Source organism: Rahnella sp. RFA10(1/100) (assembly GCF_004195115.1).
Lineage (GTDB): Bacteria > Pseudomonadota > Gammaproteobacteria > Enterobacterales > Enterobacteriaceae > Rahnella > Rahnella perminowiae.
Genome location: NZ_SEWR01000006.1, coordinates 101,665 through 117,280 on the forward strand (window position 1 = coordinate 101,665; position 15,616 = coordinate 117,280).

Below are 15,616 nucleotides of genomic sequence, written 5' to 3' on the forward strand. Positions count from 1 at the left end.
TATGAGTAACCGTAAATACTTTGGGACAGATGGCATCCGCGGAAAAGTGGGCGATACCCCGATTACCCCTGATTTTGTTCTGAAACTGGGCTGGGCTGCGGGCAAAGTATTAGCACGCCACGGTTCGCGGAAAGTGATCATCGGTAAAGATACCCGCATTTCGGGTTACATGCTGGAATCCGCGTTAGAGGCCGGTCTCGCGGCGGCAGGTTTATCGGCGTCTTTCACCGGCCCGATGCCAACGCCTGCCGTTGCCTATCTGACGCGTACTTTCCGTGCAGAAGCTGGCATTGTCATTTCAGCCTCGCATAACCCTTACTACGACAACGGCATCAAGTTTTTCACTATCGACGGGACCAAATTGCCTGACGAGGTTGAAGAGGCGATTGAAGCAGAGCTTGAAAAACCATTGACCTGTGTTGAGTCCGCCGAACTGGGTAAAGCCAGCAGAATCGTGGATGCAGCTGGTCGGTACATCGAATTCTGTAAAGGAACATTCCCGACAGAGTTGAGCCTGAACGGCCTGAAAATTGTGGTCGATTGCGCTAACGGGGCCACTTACCATATTGCACCCAGTGTGTTGCGTGAACTTGGGGCAAAAGTTATCGCTATCGGCTGTGAGCCGGATGGCATGAACATCAACGAAGAGTGCGGCGCAACGGATGTCCGTCAGTTGCAGCAGCGCGTTCTGGCTGAAAAAGCAGATGTCGGACTGGCATTTGACGGCGATGGTGACCGTCTGATTATGGTTGACCATGAAGGCAACAAAGTTGATGGTGACCAAATCCTTTACATCATTGCGCGTGAAGGGCTTCGTCAGGGGCAGTTGAAAGGCGGTGCGGTCGGCACGCTGATGAGCAATATGGGTCTCGAGCTGGCGCTCAAACAGCTCGGTATTCCCTTTACGCGGGCGAAAGTGGGCGACCGATACGTGCTGGAAAAAATGCAAGAAAAAGGCTGGCGCATTGGTGCTGAAAACTCTGGCCATATCATTCTGCTGGATAAAACCACGACGGGTGATGGCATTGTGGCAGGGTTACAAGTGCTTACCGCCATGGTGCGCAACCACATGAGCTTGCATGACCTCTGCAGCGGCATGAAATTGCTTCCGCAGATCCTGATCAACGTCCGTTTTGCCGGTGAACATGATCCGCTGGAATCTGATGACGTCAAGCAAGTGACGGCAGACGTTGAGAAACAGCTGGCCGGCCGCGGTCGGGTGCTGTTACGTAAATCAGGTACCGAACCTCTGCTGCGCGTAATGGTGGAAGGGGAAGACGCACAACTGGTGGAAAAACTGGCCAACCGCATTGCTGATGCCGTAAAAGCGGTCAAAGCGTAAGCCGATAAAAAACGGTAAATTTTCGGTGGATTTCTTGCTGCCGGACGTTCGGGCAGCAGGTTTCATGCCGATTTGCCGTTTTTTTCCGCAAACGAACAATTTGATGAAAATTGCCCTTGCACGGCAATACGGCTTTGGTTAGTATTCACACCCGCTTCAGTGGGTCCTTTGATGACCTGCTAAATGGTGAGAAGCAATTGGCATGCGGTGAACCCGCGAGGATACAGGTACTACTATGTACGACGCTCTTCTGGTGATTTTCCTTATCGTAGCAATCGGGCTTGTCGCTCTGGTTATGCTGCAACAAGGTAAAGGCGCTGATATGGGAGCCTCTTTCGGAGCAGGTGCTTCTGGCACATTGTTCGGTTCGAGTGGTTCCGGTAACTTCATGACCCGTATGACAGGCATTTTGGCAGCACTGTTCTTTATCATTAGTTTGATTCTCGGGAACATGAGCACCAATAAAGGCCAAAAAGGCAGTGAGTGGGAGAACCTGAGTCAGCCAGCTAAAACTGAGCAGACCACTACGCCGGCAGCTCCAGCAGCGCCTAACAGTGACGTTCCTCATTAAGCAGTAAACTTCTTTAAGATAGAAGACAGGTTTTGAAACAGTGGCTTGTGCTTGGACAGTATAAGCGATTGTGAAAAAAAAGAGTGCCGAGGTGGTGGAATTGGTAGACACGCTACCTTGAGGTGGTAGTGCCCGAATGGGCTTACGGGTTCAAGTCCCGTCCTCGGTACCAATCTTTATGATAACTTGCTTTTTAGCGGTTATCGGCGTAGTATTTGCCACGTTTTCGGACGCGGGGTGGAGCAGCCTGGTAGCTCGTCGGGCTCATAACCCGAAGGTCGTCGGTTCAAATCCGGCCCCCGCAACCACTTTCCCTAAGTGTTTATTTCAAATAGACTTTCAGTATCTTCCTGTGATGTTCTGCAGCTTCAATTTGAAAACAACACTTTGCGAAAGTTGTACCGAAGCCGCTATGCGGCGAATAGGGTCCAGTTGCATAAAGCCCCGATTTATCGGGGTTTTTTGTTATTTGGCAACAGAATCACTGGGCTATTTAGCCCTTTTTTTATGTCTTGGGGGTGGGCTTGTCCACATTAGAACAAAAATTAACAGAGCTGATTACAGCACCAGTCGAGGCACTTGGCTTTGAGCTGGTGGGCATCGAGTTCGTTCGGGCTCGCCAATCGACGTTGCGCATCTATATTGATAGTGACGCCGGGATCAATGTTGATGATTGTGCTGATGTCAGCCACCAGGTGAGCGCTGTGCTGGACGTTGAAGATCCAGTTACTGTCGCCTACAACCTGGAAGTTTCCTCTCCAGGCCTTGATCGTCCTATGTTCACCGCTGAACATTATCAACGTTTTCTTGGCGATGAAGTCAGTGTTGTTTTGCGTATGGCAGTGCAAAACCGCCGCAAATGGCAGGGCATCATTAAAGCTGTCGAAGGCGAAATGATCACGGTGACAGTGGAAGGGAAAGATGAAGTGTTCGCACTGAGCAACATCCAGAAAGCGAACCTGGTACCCCACTTTTAAAGAGTTTGGAAGAGGCAACTAGGATGAACAAAGAGATTCTGGCTGTTGTAGAAGCAGTTTCTAATGAAAAATCCCTCCCGCGCGAGAAGATTTTTGAAGCGCTGGAAATTGCATTATCAACGGCGACCAAGAAAAAATACGAGCAGGAAATCGAAGTCCGCGTCAGCATTGACCGTAAAACCGGCGACTTTGATACTTTCCGTCGCTGGGTGGCAGTGAACGAAGTGACCCAGCCGACCCGCGAAATCACCCTTGAAGCTGCACAATACGAAGATCCGTCAATCGACCTCGGCGGATATATTGAAGATCAAATTGAATCGGTCACTTTTGACCGCATCACCACACAGACTGCTAAACAAGTCATCGTACAGAAAGTACGTGAAGCAGAACGCGCGATGGTGGTTGATCAGTTCCGTGAGCAGCAAGGTGAAATCGTTACTGGCGTCGTTAAGAAAGTTAACCGCGACAGTATTGCACTGGATTTAGGCAGCAACGCTGAAGCTGTTATCCTGCGTGAAGACATGCTTCCTCGTGAAAATTTCCGCTCTGGTGACCGTATTCGTGGCGTGTTGTATGATGTCCGCCCTGAAGCACGTGGTGCCCAGCTGTTTGTCAGCCGTTCACGAAACGAGATGCTGATTGAACTGTTCCGCATCGAAGTGCCGGAAATTGGCGAGGAGCTGATTGAAATTAAAGCTGCTGCCCGTGATCCTGGGTCCCGTGCGAAAATTGCCGTAAAAACTAACGACAAACGTATCGACCCTGTCGGTGCTTGTGTCGGCATGCGTGGTGCACGCGTTCAGGCCGTTTCCAGCGAACTGGGCGGTGAGCGCATTGATATTATCCTTTGGGATGACAATCCTGCGCAGTTCGTTATCAACGCAATGGCACCGGCAGACGTCGCTTCCATCGTGGTTGATGAAGATAAATGCACCATGGATATCGCCGTTGAAGCCAGCAACCTGGCACAGGCGATTGGCCGTAATGGCCAGAACGTGCGTTTGGCTTCCCAATTGTTGAAACAGCATCGTGGTGATGACAAGTGGGAACTGAACGTGATGACAGCAGACGACCTGCAAGCCAAACATCAGGCTGAGGCACACGCTGCGATTGATACCTTTACCAAATACCTGGCCATTGATGAAGATTTCGCCACGGTGCTGGTTGAAGAAGGTTTCTCTACGCTTGAAGAACTGGCTTATGTGCCAGTTAATGAATTGCTTGAAATCGACGGCCTGGATGAAGACACCGTGGATGCGCTGCGCGAACGCGCAAAAGAAGCGCTGACCACGCTGGCTTTAGCTCAGGAAGAAAGTCTCGGTGACAAAAAGCCTGCTGACGATCTGCTTAACCTGGCGGGTCTGGAACGTAGTATGGCATTTAAACTGGCTGCACAAGGGGTTTGTACGCTGGAAGATCTTGCCGAGCAAGGTGTCGACGATCTGGCTGATATTGAAGGTCTTACTGACGAGCAGGCTGGTGAACTTATCATGGCCGCGCGCAATATCTGCTGGTTTGGCGACAACGCGTAATAAACTGTAGCAGGAAGGAACAGCATGACAGATGTAACTGTAAAATCGCTGGCGGCAGAAATTCAGACTCCGGTTGATCGCCTGGTACAGCAATTTGCTGATGCAGGGATCTCGAAGTCCGAAGCTGACTCTGTGACCCAGCAAGAAAAAGAAACTTTATTGGCGCATCTCAATGGTGGAAACCCAGGTGCGACAAACAAACTGACGTTACAACGCAAAACGCGTAGTACACTGAATATTCCGAGCACCGGCGGGAAGAGTAAATCGGTGCAAATCGAGGTCCGCAAGAAACGCACTTATGTTAAACGTGATATGACCGAGGCAGAACAAGCCCAGGCAGAAGCGGAAGAGCAGGCGAAGCGTGACGCGGAAGAACAGGCACAGCGTGCAGCAGCAGAGCAAGCCCAGCGCGAAGCTCAGGAAAAAGCCAAACGCGCCGCCGAAGAGCAAGCTAAACGTGAGGCCGCTGATAAAGCTAAGCGTGACGCAGCGGAAAAAGATAAAGTGACCAATCAAAATACCGATGAAGTAACCAAACCAGCTCAGGCAGATAAAGCACGCCGTGAAGCTGAAGCCGCAGAGCTGAAACGCAAAACGGAAGAAGAAGCCCAGCGTAAGATTGAAGAGAACGCCAAACGCGTTGCAGAAGAAGCCCGTAAAATGGCTGATTCTGGCGTCTGGACTGAAACTGTTGCGCCGAGCGAATCAGAATCTGCTGACTACCATGTCACCACTTCTACGCATGCACGTGCGGCCGAAGACGAGAATGATGCCAAAGTTGAAGGCGATCGTCGTAGCCGTACCCGCGGTGGCAAAGCGACTAAACAGAAAAAAGGCAACAAGCTGTCCGAATCTAAAGCGGATCGCGAAGAAGCCCGTGCTGTTGGCCGTAATGGTAAAGGCAAACGCAAACCAAGCACGCTGCAGCAGAGCTTCAACAAGCCTGTGGTTGCCGTAAACCGTGATGTCGTGGTGGGCGAAACCATTACTGTTGCCGAACTGGCAAACAAAATGGCCGTCAAAGGTTCTCAGGTCATCAAAACTATGATGAAACTGGGCGCTATGGCGACCATCAACCAGGTTATTGATCAGGAAACTGCTCAGCTGGTTGCAGAAGAAATGGGCCATAAAGTTATCCTGCGTCGTGAGAACGAGCTGGAAGAAGCGCTGATGAGCGATCGTGACACAGGTGCTTCCGCAGCTGCTGAGCCTCGCGCTCCGGTTGTGACCATCATGGGCCACGTTGACCACGGTAAAACCTCATTGCTCGACTATATTCGTTCCACGAAAGTCGCCGCAGGTGAGGCCGGTGGTATTACTCAGCACATCGGTGCTTATCACGTAGAAACTGAAAACGGCATGATTACCTTCCTGGATACCCCGGGACACGCCGCGTTTACTTCTATGCGTGCTCGTGGTGCTCAGGCAACAGATATCGTGGTTCTGGTTGTTTCCGCTGATGACGGCGTGATGCCGCAAACCATCGAAGCTGTTCAGCATGCGAAAGCGGCTGGCGTGCCAATCGTTGTTGCGGTAAACAAAATTGATAAACCAGATGCTGATCCGGACCGTGTTCGTACCGAATTGTCTCAGTACGGCGTTATGCCGGAAGAGTGGGGCGGCGAATCTCAGTTCATCCACGTTTCTGCGAAAGTCGGTACTGGTATCGACGATCTGCTGCAAGCTATCTTGCTGCAGGCCGAAGTTCTGGAACTGAAAGCGGTGCGTAGCGGTATGGCAAGTGGTGTTGTGATCGAGTCCTTCCTGGACAAAGGTCGTGGTCCGGTTGCTACCGTGCTGGTTCAGGAAGGTACGCTGAACAAAGGCGACATCATTCTGTGTGGCTTCGAATACGGCCGTGTCCGTGCGATGCGTGACGAAATGGGCCGTGACATTACGTCTGCGGGTCCTTCTATCCCTGTCGAAGTGCTGGGTCTGTCCAGTGTGCCGGCTGCGGGTGATGAAGTTACCGTTGTACGTGATGAGAAAAAAGCACGTGAAGTTGCGCTGTATCGTCAGGGTAAATTCCGCGAAGTTAAACTGGCTCGTCAGCAGAAATCTAAACTGGAAAACATGTTCGCGAACATGACCGAAGGTGAAGTTTCTGAACTGAACATCGTTCTGAAGTCAGATGTCCAGGGTTCTTGTGAAGCAATCTCTGATGCATTGCAGAGCCTGTCCACCGACGAAGTTAAAGTTAAGATCGTTGGTATGGGTGTCGGTGGTATCACCGAAACTGATGCGACACTGGCTGCTGCTTCTAACGCGATCATCCTCGGCTTCAACGTCCGTGCAGATGCGTCTGCCCGCCGCGTTGTTGAAAGTGAAAGCCTGGATCTGCGTTACTATTCCGTTATCTATAACCTGATTGATGAAGTCAAACAGGCAATGAGCGGTATGTTGGCGCCAGAATACAAACAGCAAATCATTGGCCTGGCTGAAGTTCGTGACGTATTCAAGTCACCTAAATTCGGCGCTATTGCAGGTTGTATGGTGACTGAAGGTATGATCAAGCGTAACAACCCAATCCGTGTGCTGCGTGAAAACGTGGTGATCTATGAAGGCGAACTGGAATCCCTGCGTCGCTTCAAAGATGACGTTGCTGAAGTCCGTAACGGCATGGAATGTGGTATCGGCGTTAAGAATTACAACGATGTGCGTACTGGTGATGTGATCGAAGTCTTCGAAATCATCGAGATCAAACGTACTATCGCTTAACGTTTGCGAAGTCGCTGATATCCAGATGGGGGCCTTGCGCCCCCTTATTTGTCTGGAGCAAGTAAGGAGAAAGCCTCATGGCAAAAGAATTTAGCCGTACTCAGCGCGTCTCTCAGGAGATGCAAAAAGAAATCGCCATCATCTTACAGCGTGAAGTCAAAGACCCACGCGTAGGCATGGCGACAGTTTCAGGCGTAGAAGTCTCACGCGACCTGGCATATGCCAAAGTGTTCGTCACCTTCCTGGATGTGCTGACCACTGATAATCACGATCCTGATCGTGTCAAAAATGGCATCAAAGCCTTGCAGGACGCGTCAGGTTTCATTCGTACGCTGATCGGTAAAGCGATGCGTTTACGTGTAGTACCGGAGCTGACTTTCGCTTACGACAACTCTTTGGTTGAAGGTATGCGTATGTCCAATCTGGTGACTAATGTCGTGAAGAACGATGCTGAACGCCGTTCCGCTGCAGGCGATGACGAGGAAGCATAATGAGTCGCCCACGTCGCCGCGGCCGTGATATACACGGTGTTCTGCTACTGGACAAATCTTTAGGCTTGTCTTCTAACGATGCCCTGCAAAAGGTTAAACGCCTTTATAACGCTAACCGCGCAGGCCATACCGGCGCGCTTGATCCTTTAGCCACCGGTATGCTGCCACTGTGTTTAGGCGAAGCGACTAAATTCTCCCGGTTCCTGCTTGATTCGGACAAACGCTATCGCGTGATTGCCCGCATGGGGCAACGCACCGATACGTCAGATGCTGAAGGTGCCATCATTTGTGAACGTGAAATGACGTTCACCCGGCAACAACTTGACGACGCACTCGACAGTTTCCGCGGGGAAACTCAGCAAATTCCTTCCATGTATTCCGCATTGAAATATGAAGGGAAAAAGCTGTACGAATATGCCCGTCAGGGCATCGAAGTTCCGCGAGAATCACGCAGCATTACGGTGTATGAATTGCAATTTATACGCTGGGAAGGCTTTGACGTTGAGCTGGAGATTCATTGCTCAAAAGGCACTTACATCCGCACTATCGTCGATGATCTTGGTGAGAAGTTGGGTTGTGGTGCGCATGTGACTTATCTGCGTCGTCTGCAGGTGGCAACTTATCCTTCAGAGCGAATGGTCACCCTGGAAAAACTCCATGAGCTGATCGCTCAGGCAGAAGAGCAGGGTATTGAGCCGCGCTTGCTGTTGGATCCTTTGTTGTTGCCGATGGATAGCGCATGTGAAGACTTCCCGGAAGTGAACCTGTTACCTATGGTGGCCGGATATGTCAAACAGGGCCAACCTGTTCAGGCATCAGGTGCGCCCGTCAGCGGTATGGTTCGCATCACTGAAGGCGAAGAACGTAAGTTTATCGGTGTAGGAGAAATTGATGATGAGGGTCGTATTGCGCCTCGTCGTCTGGTTGTTGAATACACCGATTAAGCGCTTTCTGCTTACCTTGCGATCATATATAGCAAAGGGTAGAATAGCGCAGCTTATGCATTGGGTTGCTGAATTAGAGATCGGCACCCGTTTAATTATCTATAATATTTTGGAGTAAGATTATGTCTCTAAGCGTTGAAGCTAAGGCTCAGATCGTTTCCGACTTCGGTCGCGGCACTAACGACAGTGGTTCTACCGAAGTTCAGGTTGCTCTGCTGACTGCTCAAATTAACCATCTGCAAGGTCACTTTGCAGAACACAAAAAAGATCACCACAGCCGTCGTGGTCTGCTGCGTATGGTTTCTCAGCGTCGTAAACTGCTGGACTACCTGAAGCGTAAAGATGTAGCACGTTACACCAGCCTGATCGAACGTCTGGGTCTGCGTCGCTAATCAAGCGAGTTTCAGTGTAAAGGGGCCAATAGGCCCCTTTATTCTAGGAAGCGCAGCCAAATCAGGGTACTGTATGGCTGCGGTTTCTACTGTTATTCTAAGAACATGAACTTCCGTTACAGATGTTTTCGCGCGGCTAATGAGAGACTTTATTACCACATTGCCAGGTATATAAGGATTGTCATTAGTCGCGAGAATGTAGTGAGAAGCTCGGATATTTATCGGCGTGAACTGCTGTCATAACAGCTGCGCGTCATACAAAAGGATATTACATTGCTTAATCCGACTATTCGTAAATTCCAATACGGCCAGCACACCGTTACGCTGGAAACCGGCATGATGGCTCGTCAGGCTACTGCCGCTGTTATGGTTAGCATGGACGATACTGCGGTATTCGTGACCGTTGTTGGCCAGAAAAAAGCTAAACCAGGTCAGAGTTTCTTCCCGCTGACGGTTAACTATCAGGAGCGTACTTACGCTGCTGGTCGTATCCCGGGCAGCTTCTTCCGTCGCGAAGGCCGTCCAAGCGAAGGCGAAACACTGACCTCACGTCTGATTGACCGCCCGATTCGCCCGCTGTTCCCGGACTCCTTCCTGAATGAAGTTCAGGTTATCGCGACTGTGGTTTCCCTGAACCCACAAGTTAACCCTGACATCGTTGCGATGATCGGTGCATCTGCTGCCCTGAGCCTGTCTGGTATTCCATTCAATGGCCCGATCGGTGCGGCACGCGTTGGTTATATCAACGACCAGTATGTTCTGAACCCAACCGCTGATGAGCTGAAAACAAGCCGTCTGGATCTGGTTGTGGCAGGTACTCAGGGCGCGGTTCTGATGGTTGAATCTGAAGCTGAAGTACTGAGTGAAGATCAGATGCTGGGCGCGGTCGTCTTTGGCCACGAACAACAACAAATTGTTATCGACAACATCAACTCATTGGTTGCTGAAGCCGGTAAGCCAAAATGGGACTGGCAGCCAGAAGCCGTTAACGCTGAGCTGCATGCTCGCGTCGCTGCACTGTCTGAATCCCGTCTGGGTGATGCGTACCTGATCACCGAGAAGCAAGAACGTTACAACCAGATCAATGTCATCAAAGCTGACGTTGTTCAGGCTCTGCAAGCTGAAGACGAATCCCTGGATGCTGGCGAAATTTCTGACATCCTGGGCAGCATCGAGAAGAATGTGGTTCGTAGCCGTGTGCTGCGTGGCGAGCCGCGTATCGATGGTCGCGAAAAAGACATGATCCGTGGTCTGGATGTGCGTACTGGCGTTTTGCCACGTACCCATGGTTCTGCTCTGTTCACCCGTGGTGAAACTCAGGCGCTGGTGACTGCAACGCTGGGTACTGCCCGTGATGCACAGAACCTGGATGAGCTGATGGGCGAAAAAACTGACAGCTTCCTGTTCCATTACAACTTCCCTCCGTACTCAGTCGGTGAGACCGGGATGGTGGGCTCGCCAAAACGTCGTGAGATTGGCCATGGCCGTCTTGCTAAACGTGGCGTGCTGGCGATGATGCCAAAACCAGAAGACTTCCCGTACACCGTGCGTGTGGTTTCTGAAATCACTGAATCCAACGGTTCATCCTCAATGGCTTCTGTTTGCGGCGCATCTCTGGCCCTGATGGATGCAGGTGTTCCGATTAAGGCCGCTGTTGCCGGTATCGCAATGGGTCTGGTTAAAGAAGGCGAAAGCTTTATCGTTCTGTCCGACATTCTGGGTGACGAAGATCATCTGGGCGACATGGACTTTAAAGTGGCCGGTAGCCGCGACGGTATTACCGCGCTGCAGATGGACATTAAAATCGAAGGTATCACCCGCGAAATCATGCAGGTGGCTCTGAACCAGGCTAAGGGTGCGCGTCTGCATATCCTGGGCGTGATGGAACAGGCTATCAGCACTCCACGTGGCGATATCTCTCAGTTTGCTCCGCGTATTCACACCATCAAGATCAGCCCGGACAAAATTAAGGACGTGATCGGTAAAGGTGGTTCTGTGATCCGTGCGCTGACCGAAGAAACCGGCACCACGATCGAAATCGAAGATGACGGTACTGTGAAAATCGCAGCAACCGACGGCGAGAAAGCGAAATACGCTATTCGTCGTATCGAAGAGATCACTGCTGAAATCGAAGTGGGTCGTATCTATCAGGGTAAAGTGACCCGTATCGTAGACTTTGGCGCATTTGTTGCCATCGGCGGCGGTAAAGAAGGTCTGGTGCATATTTCTCAAATCGCTGACAAGCGTGTAGAGAAAGTGACTGATTACCTGCAGATGGGCCAGGAAGTTCCGGTTAAAGTTCTCGAAGTTGACCGTCAGGGTCGTGTGCGTCTGAGCATCAAAGAAGCTACCGCACCTACTCAGGACGAAACAACTGAGCAACCTGCAGCAGAATAATCTGTAACAGAAGTTTTACAGCTCCTTTCCATCTGGAAAGGAGCTGTTCGTCTCACGGACGCAGGACGCGTTTGTGTTAAGCAAGCGGATGACAGGATGTTCATCCAATGTTTGTCTCCGGGAGTAGAAATGAAGCCTTTCTTGCGCTGGTGTTATGTTGCGACAGCACTTATGTTGGCAGGATGCAGCAACCATGATTGGCGTAAAAATGAAGTTCTGGCGATTCCGTTGCAACCGACGTTGCAGCAGGAAGTCATCCTGGCACGCATGGAACAAATACTTGCCAGTCGGTCATTAACCGATGATGAGAGAGCACAGCTATTATATGAGCGCGGTGTGCTGTATGATAGTCTCGGGCTAAGAGCACTGGCGCGAAATGATTTTTCACAAGCGCTGTCTATTCGTCCTGATATGCCAGAAGTTTTTAACTACCTGGGGATTTACTTAACGCAGGCAGGCAATTTCGATGCTGCCTATGAAGCGTTTGATTCTGTACTAGAGCTTGATCCAACTTACAACTACGCGCGTTTGAACCGAGGTATCGCACTGTATTACGGTGGCCGATTCTCGTTAGCGCAGGATGATCTGCAGGCGTTTTATCGAGACGATCCAAATGATCCCTTCCGTTCGTTATGGCTTTATCTTGCGGAGCGAGAAATCAATCCGAAGGATGCCGAGGTAGCGCTTCAACAGCGTTATGACAAAGCGGACAGAGGGCAATGGGGATGGAATATCGTCGAATTCTACCTGGGCAAAATCAGCGAATCTACGCTGATGGAACGCCTCAAGGCAGAAGCAACGGATAACACTTCGCTCGCTGAGCATCTCAGTGAAACTGACTTCTATTTAGGTAAACATTACCTAAGTCTGGGGGACAAGAACAGCGCTGCGGCACTGTTCAAACTGACGGTAGCTAACAACGTTCATAACTTTGTTGAGCACCGCTATGCATTGTTGGAATTGGCGCTTTTGGGCCATGAGCAAGACGACCTATCAGAATCGGACCAGCAATAGCTGACGACACCAATCAGCCTTTTAAATCATGGTATTTACCATTTTTTAGCGCCTTTACGGGCGAGGGTTGCTTTGTTCGTTTTATAATCTAATTTGAGCCGGTTCACACTTTTCAATGAAAATGACTGAAAATTTTCTCGACGAGTTATGTAGACTGGCTGCCATTATTAATGAGGCACGTGTACATGACTACTGAGCTTGAAACCTCTTTTGCTGACCTGGGGCTGTCTGCTCCGATCATTTCTGCCCTGACTGATTTGGGCTACGAAAAACCTTCACCAATCCAGGCTGAGTGTATTCCTCACCTGTTAAATGGCCGCGACGTTCTGGGCATGGCTCAGACAGGTTCCGGTAAAACAGCCGCATTCTCTTTACCGCTGCTGCATAACATTGATGCTTCACTGAAAGCACCACAAATTCTTGTTCTGGCCCCGACCCGCGAACTGGCGGTTCAGGTTGCTGAAGCAATGACCGATTTTTCTAAACACATGCATGGCGTGAATGTGGTTGCCCTTTATGGCGGCCAGCGCTATGACGTCCAGTTGCGCGCTCTGCGTCAGGGACCACAAGTTGTTGTGGGTACTCCGGGTCGTCTGCTGGACCATCTGAAACGTGGCACGCTGAACCTCTCTAACCTGAGCGGCCTGGTGCTGGACGAAGCTGATGAAATGCTGCGTATGGGCTTCATCGAAGACGTCGAAACCATCATGGCGCAGATCCCGGCTGAACATCAGACCGCGTTGTTCTCTGCAACCATGCCAGAAGCTATCCGTCGTATTACCCGTCGCTTCATGAAAGATCCTCAGGAAGTGCGTATCCAGTCAAGCTTGACCACGCGCCCTGATATCAGCCAGAGTTACTGGTCTGTTTACGGTCTGCGTAAAAACGAAGCATTGGTACGTTTCCTGGAAGCAGAAGATTTTGATGCGGCGATTATCTTCGTACGTACCAAAAACGCGACGCTGGAAGTGGCTGAAGCACTTGAACGTAGCGGCTACAGCAGCGCTGCGCTGAACGGTGACATGAACCAGGCCCTGCGCGAGCAGACTCTGGAACGTCTGAAAGATGGCCGTCTGGACATTCTGATCGCAACCGACGTGGCAGCACGTGGTCTCGACGTAGAACGTATCAGCCTGGTGGTTAACTACGACATCCCGATGGACTCAGAATCTTACGTTCACCGTATCGGTCGTACCGGCCGTGCAGGCCGTGCAGGTCGCGCACTGTTGTTCGTTGAGAACCGTGAGCGTCGTCTGCTGCGTAACATTGAACGCACCATGAAGCTGACCATTCCGGAAGTTGAAATCCCAACTGCAGAAGTTCTGGGCGAGCGTCGTCTGGCTAAGTTTGCAGCGAAAGTTCAGCAACAACTGGAAAGTAGCGATCTGGATCAATACCGTGCGCTGCTGGCAAAACTGCAACCTGCAGAAGAGCTGGACGTTGAGACACTGGCTGCGGCACTGCTGAAAATGGCACAGGGTGAACGCCCTCTGATCGTTGCAGCGGATCCGGTCTTCAAAAGCCGCCCACCACGCCGTGAATTCGAAGAACGTGGCGACCGTGGTGATCGTCGTGACCGTCCGGCCCGCAGCAATGACCGCCCTGCACGTGATGGCGACAGCCCGCGTCGTGAGCGTCGTGACGCTGGCGAAATGGAGCTGTATCGTATCGAAGTGGGTCGTGACGATGGCGTTGAAGTTCGTCACATCGTTGGTGCTATCGCTAATGAAGGCGACATCAGCAGCCGTTACATCGGTAACATCAAACTGTTCGGTACGCACTCTACTATCGAATTGCCGAAAGGTATGCCGGGCGAGATCCTGTCTCACTTCACCCGTACACGTATCCTGAATAAACCGATGAACATGCAACTGATCGGTGATGCGGTGCCACAGGCTCCACGTCGTGATCGTCCGGCCGGTGCTGGCGGTGAGCGTCGTGGTAATGGTGCTCCGCGTCCGTTCAACGGTGAACGTCGTGAAGGTGGCCGTGGTAACGGTGCTCCACGTTCTTTCAGCGGTGACCGTCGTGAAGGTTCTGCAGCCGCAGGTGATCGTCGTCCGCCAAGCCGCGCACCACGTCGTACTTCTGACGCATAATCTGCTTTCAGTTCGCTGATTTTCAGATAATAAAAAACCAGCCTCCGGGCTGGTTTTTTTATGCCTGCGATTTACCTGACCTGTCAGCTGATGCGTTGCTCTTTGACCAGTTCACCCTGAAGTTGTGAAACAATCTCGAATGAATGCAGGCGTGCCTGATGATCAAAAATCTGGCCGTTGATCATCAGTTCATCGGCTTCAGTTTCCCGCAGAATATTTTGCAGCCCCTGACGCACACTTTCTTTATTGCCGACCACCGACATACGCAGCGCATTATCAACGCCAAAGCGTTCCTGAGCGGACCATAAGCTTTCGATGTTATCAACCGGCGCAGGGAGTTTACCCGGCATTCCACGGCGCAAATTGATGAACTGTTGCTGATTAGAGGTGAACATCCGGCGCGCTTCTTCATCCGTGTCGGCAGCAATGGCATTGATACATACCATGGCGTGGGGTTTCTCAAGCTGTGCAGAAGGCTGGAACTTGCTGCGGTAAATTGCTAATGCCTGATACAGCATGTCCGGTGCGAAATGTGAAGCGAAGGCGAAGGGCAGTCCGAGCGCCGCCGCCAGCTGGGCGCTGTAAAGGCTTGAGCCCAGTAACCAGATCGGCACATGCAAACCCTGTCCGGGCACGGCCTGGACAGGTTGCTGCGGCTGAACGTCACCGAAGTACATCTGCAACTCCTGCACATCCTGCGGGAAGTTGTCGATTTCACCGGAGAGATGGCGGCGCAGGGCAATCATGGTGCGCTGATCGGTGCCCGGCGCACGACCTAATCCCAGATCCACACGGTTCGGGTAGAGTGTAGCGAGCGTACCGAACTGCTCGGCAATCACCAGCGGTGAGTGGTTCGGCAGCATCACGCCGCCGGAACCCACGCGGATTGTTTTCGTCCCACCTGCAATATAACCCAGCAGCACAGAGGTTGCCGCACTGGCGATGCCGGTCATATTGTGGTGTTCCGCCATCCAGTAACGCTGGTAGCCCCATTTCTCGGCATGTTGTGCCAGTTCCAGTGAACACTGAAATGCGCGGGCAGGATCGGCGCCCTGCGGAACCGGTGCCAGATCGAGAACGGAAAGGGGGACGGTGTTTTTATCAGACATAATCGCAGCTCACTCTTGATTGAGGTGAGT

12 protein-coding genes and 2 tRNA genes are annotated in these 15,616 nt (G+C 51.5%); 13 read left to right on the forward strand and 1 reads right to left on the reverse strand.

Annotated elements, in window-relative coordinates:
- The first annotated feature begins 1 nt into the window (after position 1).
- The 13 genes from glmM (at position 2) to ETV65_RS17845 (ending at position 14,477) form a co-directional block, all read left to right on the forward strand.
- Positions 2–1,342 carry a phosphoglucosamine mutase gene (glmM, locus tag ETV65_RS17780; protein WP_129954335.1) on the forward strand — a complete coding sequence of 447 codons (1,341 nt, stop codon included), beginning with the start codon at positions 2–4 and terminating at the stop codon, positions 1,340–1,342.
- 235 nt (positions 1,343–1,577) lie between these two features.
- Entirely contained in the window at positions 1,578–1,913 is a 336-nt protein-coding gene (gene secG, locus ETV65_RS17785) for a preprotein translocase subunit SecG (protein WP_129954337.1), read from the forward strand.
- Between the two features lie 85 nt (positions 1,914–1,998).
- Positions 1,999–2,085 (forward strand) — tRNA-Leu (locus ETV65_RS17790).
- 59 nt (positions 2,086–2,144) lie between these two features.
- Positions 2,145–2,221 (forward strand) — tRNA-Met (locus tag ETV65_RS17795).
- 216 nt (positions 2,222–2,437) lie between these two features.
- Positions 2,438–2,890 carry a ribosome maturation factor RimP gene (gene rimP, locus ETV65_RS17800; protein ID WP_014411570.1) on the forward strand — a complete coding sequence of 151 codons (453 nt, stop codon included), beginning with the start codon at positions 2,438–2,440 and terminating at the stop codon, positions 2,888–2,890.
- A 23-nt stretch (positions 2,891–2,913) separates the two neighbouring features.
- Positions 2,914–4,422 (forward strand): transcription termination factor NusA, encoded by a 1,509-nt coding sequence (gene nusA / locus ETV65_RS17805; protein WP_013573819.1) that lies wholly within the window; start codon positions 2,914–2,916, stop codon positions 4,420–4,422.
- Between the two features lie 24 nt (positions 4,423–4,446).
- Complete coding sequence (gene infB, locus ETV65_RS17810) at positions 4,447–7,140, forward strand: translation initiation factor IF-2 (protein ID WP_129954339.1); 2,694 nt, start codon at positions 4,447–4,449, stop codon at positions 7,138–7,140.
- Between the two features lie 77 nt (positions 7,141–7,217).
- Entirely contained in the window at positions 7,218–7,631 is a 414-nt protein-coding gene (rbfA, locus tag ETV65_RS17815; RefSeq protein ID WP_014333704.1) for a 30S ribosome-binding factor RbfA, read from the forward strand.
- The gene (gene truB / locus ETV65_RS17820; protein WP_129954341.1) at positions 7,631–8,575 is read left to right on the forward strand and encodes a tRNA pseudouridine(55) synthase TruB; all 945 of its coding nucleotides are present in this window, start codon (positions 7,631–7,633) and stop codon (positions 8,573–8,575) included. The genes rbfA and truB overlap by 1 nt, the downstream gene beginning before the upstream one ends.
- Before the next feature lie 122 nt (positions 8,576–8,697).
- A complete protein-coding gene (rpsO, locus tag ETV65_RS17825; RefSeq protein WP_014333706.1) occupies positions 8,698–8,967 on the forward strand; it encodes a 30S ribosomal protein S15 in 270 nt (89 codons plus the stop codon).
- A gap of 273 nt (positions 8,968–9,240) precedes the next feature.
- Entirely contained in the window at positions 9,241–11,364 is a 2,124-nt protein-coding gene (gene pnp, locus ETV65_RS17830; protein WP_129954343.1) for a polyribonucleotide nucleotidyltransferase, read from the forward strand.
- Between the two features lie 129 nt (positions 11,365–11,493).
- On the forward strand, positions 11,494–12,378 hold the full coding sequence (nlpI, locus tag ETV65_RS17835) for a lipoprotein NlpI (RefSeq protein ID WP_129954345.1): 885 nt from the start codon (positions 11,494–11,496) through the stop codon (positions 12,376–12,378).
- A gap of 185 nt (positions 12,379–12,563) precedes the next feature.
- Positions 12,564–14,477, forward strand: a complete 1,914-nt coding sequence (locus ETV65_RS17845; RefSeq protein WP_129954347.1) for a DEAD/DEAH family ATP-dependent RNA helicase — start codon at positions 12,564–12,566, stop codon at positions 14,475–14,477.
- Positions 14,478–14,560: 83 nt separating this feature from the next.
- On the opposite strand, the gene ETV65_RS17850 is transcribed toward ETV65_RS17845, so the two are convergent.
- Positions 14,561–15,586 carry a luciferase-like monooxygenase gene (locus tag ETV65_RS17850; protein WP_129954349.1) on the reverse strand — a complete coding sequence of 342 codons (1,026 nt, stop codon included), beginning with the start codon at positions 15,584–15,586 and terminating at the stop codon, positions 14,561–14,563.
- Positions 15,587–15,616: the final 30 nt, after the last annotated feature.

Coding starts and splice junctions, on each gene's coding strand:
- glmM (WP_129954335.1), top strand. CDS start 2: ATGAGTAACCGTAAATACTTTGGGACAGATGGCATCCGCGGAAAAGTG.
- secG (WP_129954337.1), top strand. CDS start 1,578: ATGTACGACGCTCTTCTGGTGATTTTCCTTATCGTAGCAATCGGGCTT.
- nusA (WP_013573819.1), top strand. CDS start 2,914: ATGAACAAAGAGATTCTGGCTGTTGTAGAAGCAGTTTCTAATGAAAAA.
- infB (WP_129954339.1), top strand. CDS start 4,447: ATGACAGATGTAACTGTAAAATCGCTGGCGGCAGAAATTCAGACTCCG.
- rbfA (WP_014333704.1), top strand. CDS start 7,218: ATGGCAAAAGAATTTAGCCGTACTCAGCGCGTCTCTCAGGAGATGCAA.
- truB (WP_129954341.1), top strand. CDS start 7,631: ATGAGTCGCCCACGTCGCCGCGGCCGTGATATACACGGTGTTCTGCTA.
- rpsO (WP_014333706.1), top strand. CDS start 8,698: ATGTCTCTAAGCGTTGAAGCTAAGGCTCAGATCGTTTCCGACTTCGGT.
- nlpI (WP_129954345.1), top strand. CDS start 11,494: ATGAAGCCTTTCTTGCGCTGGTGTTATGTTGCGACAGCACTTATGTTG.
- ETV65_RS17845 (WP_129954347.1), top strand. CDS start 12,564: ATGACTACTGAGCTTGAAACCTCTTTTGCTGACCTGGGGCTGTCTGCT.
- ETV65_RS17850 (WP_129954349.1), bottom strand. CDS start 15,586: ATGTCTGATAAAAACACCGTCCCCCTTTCCGTTCTCGATCTGGCACCG.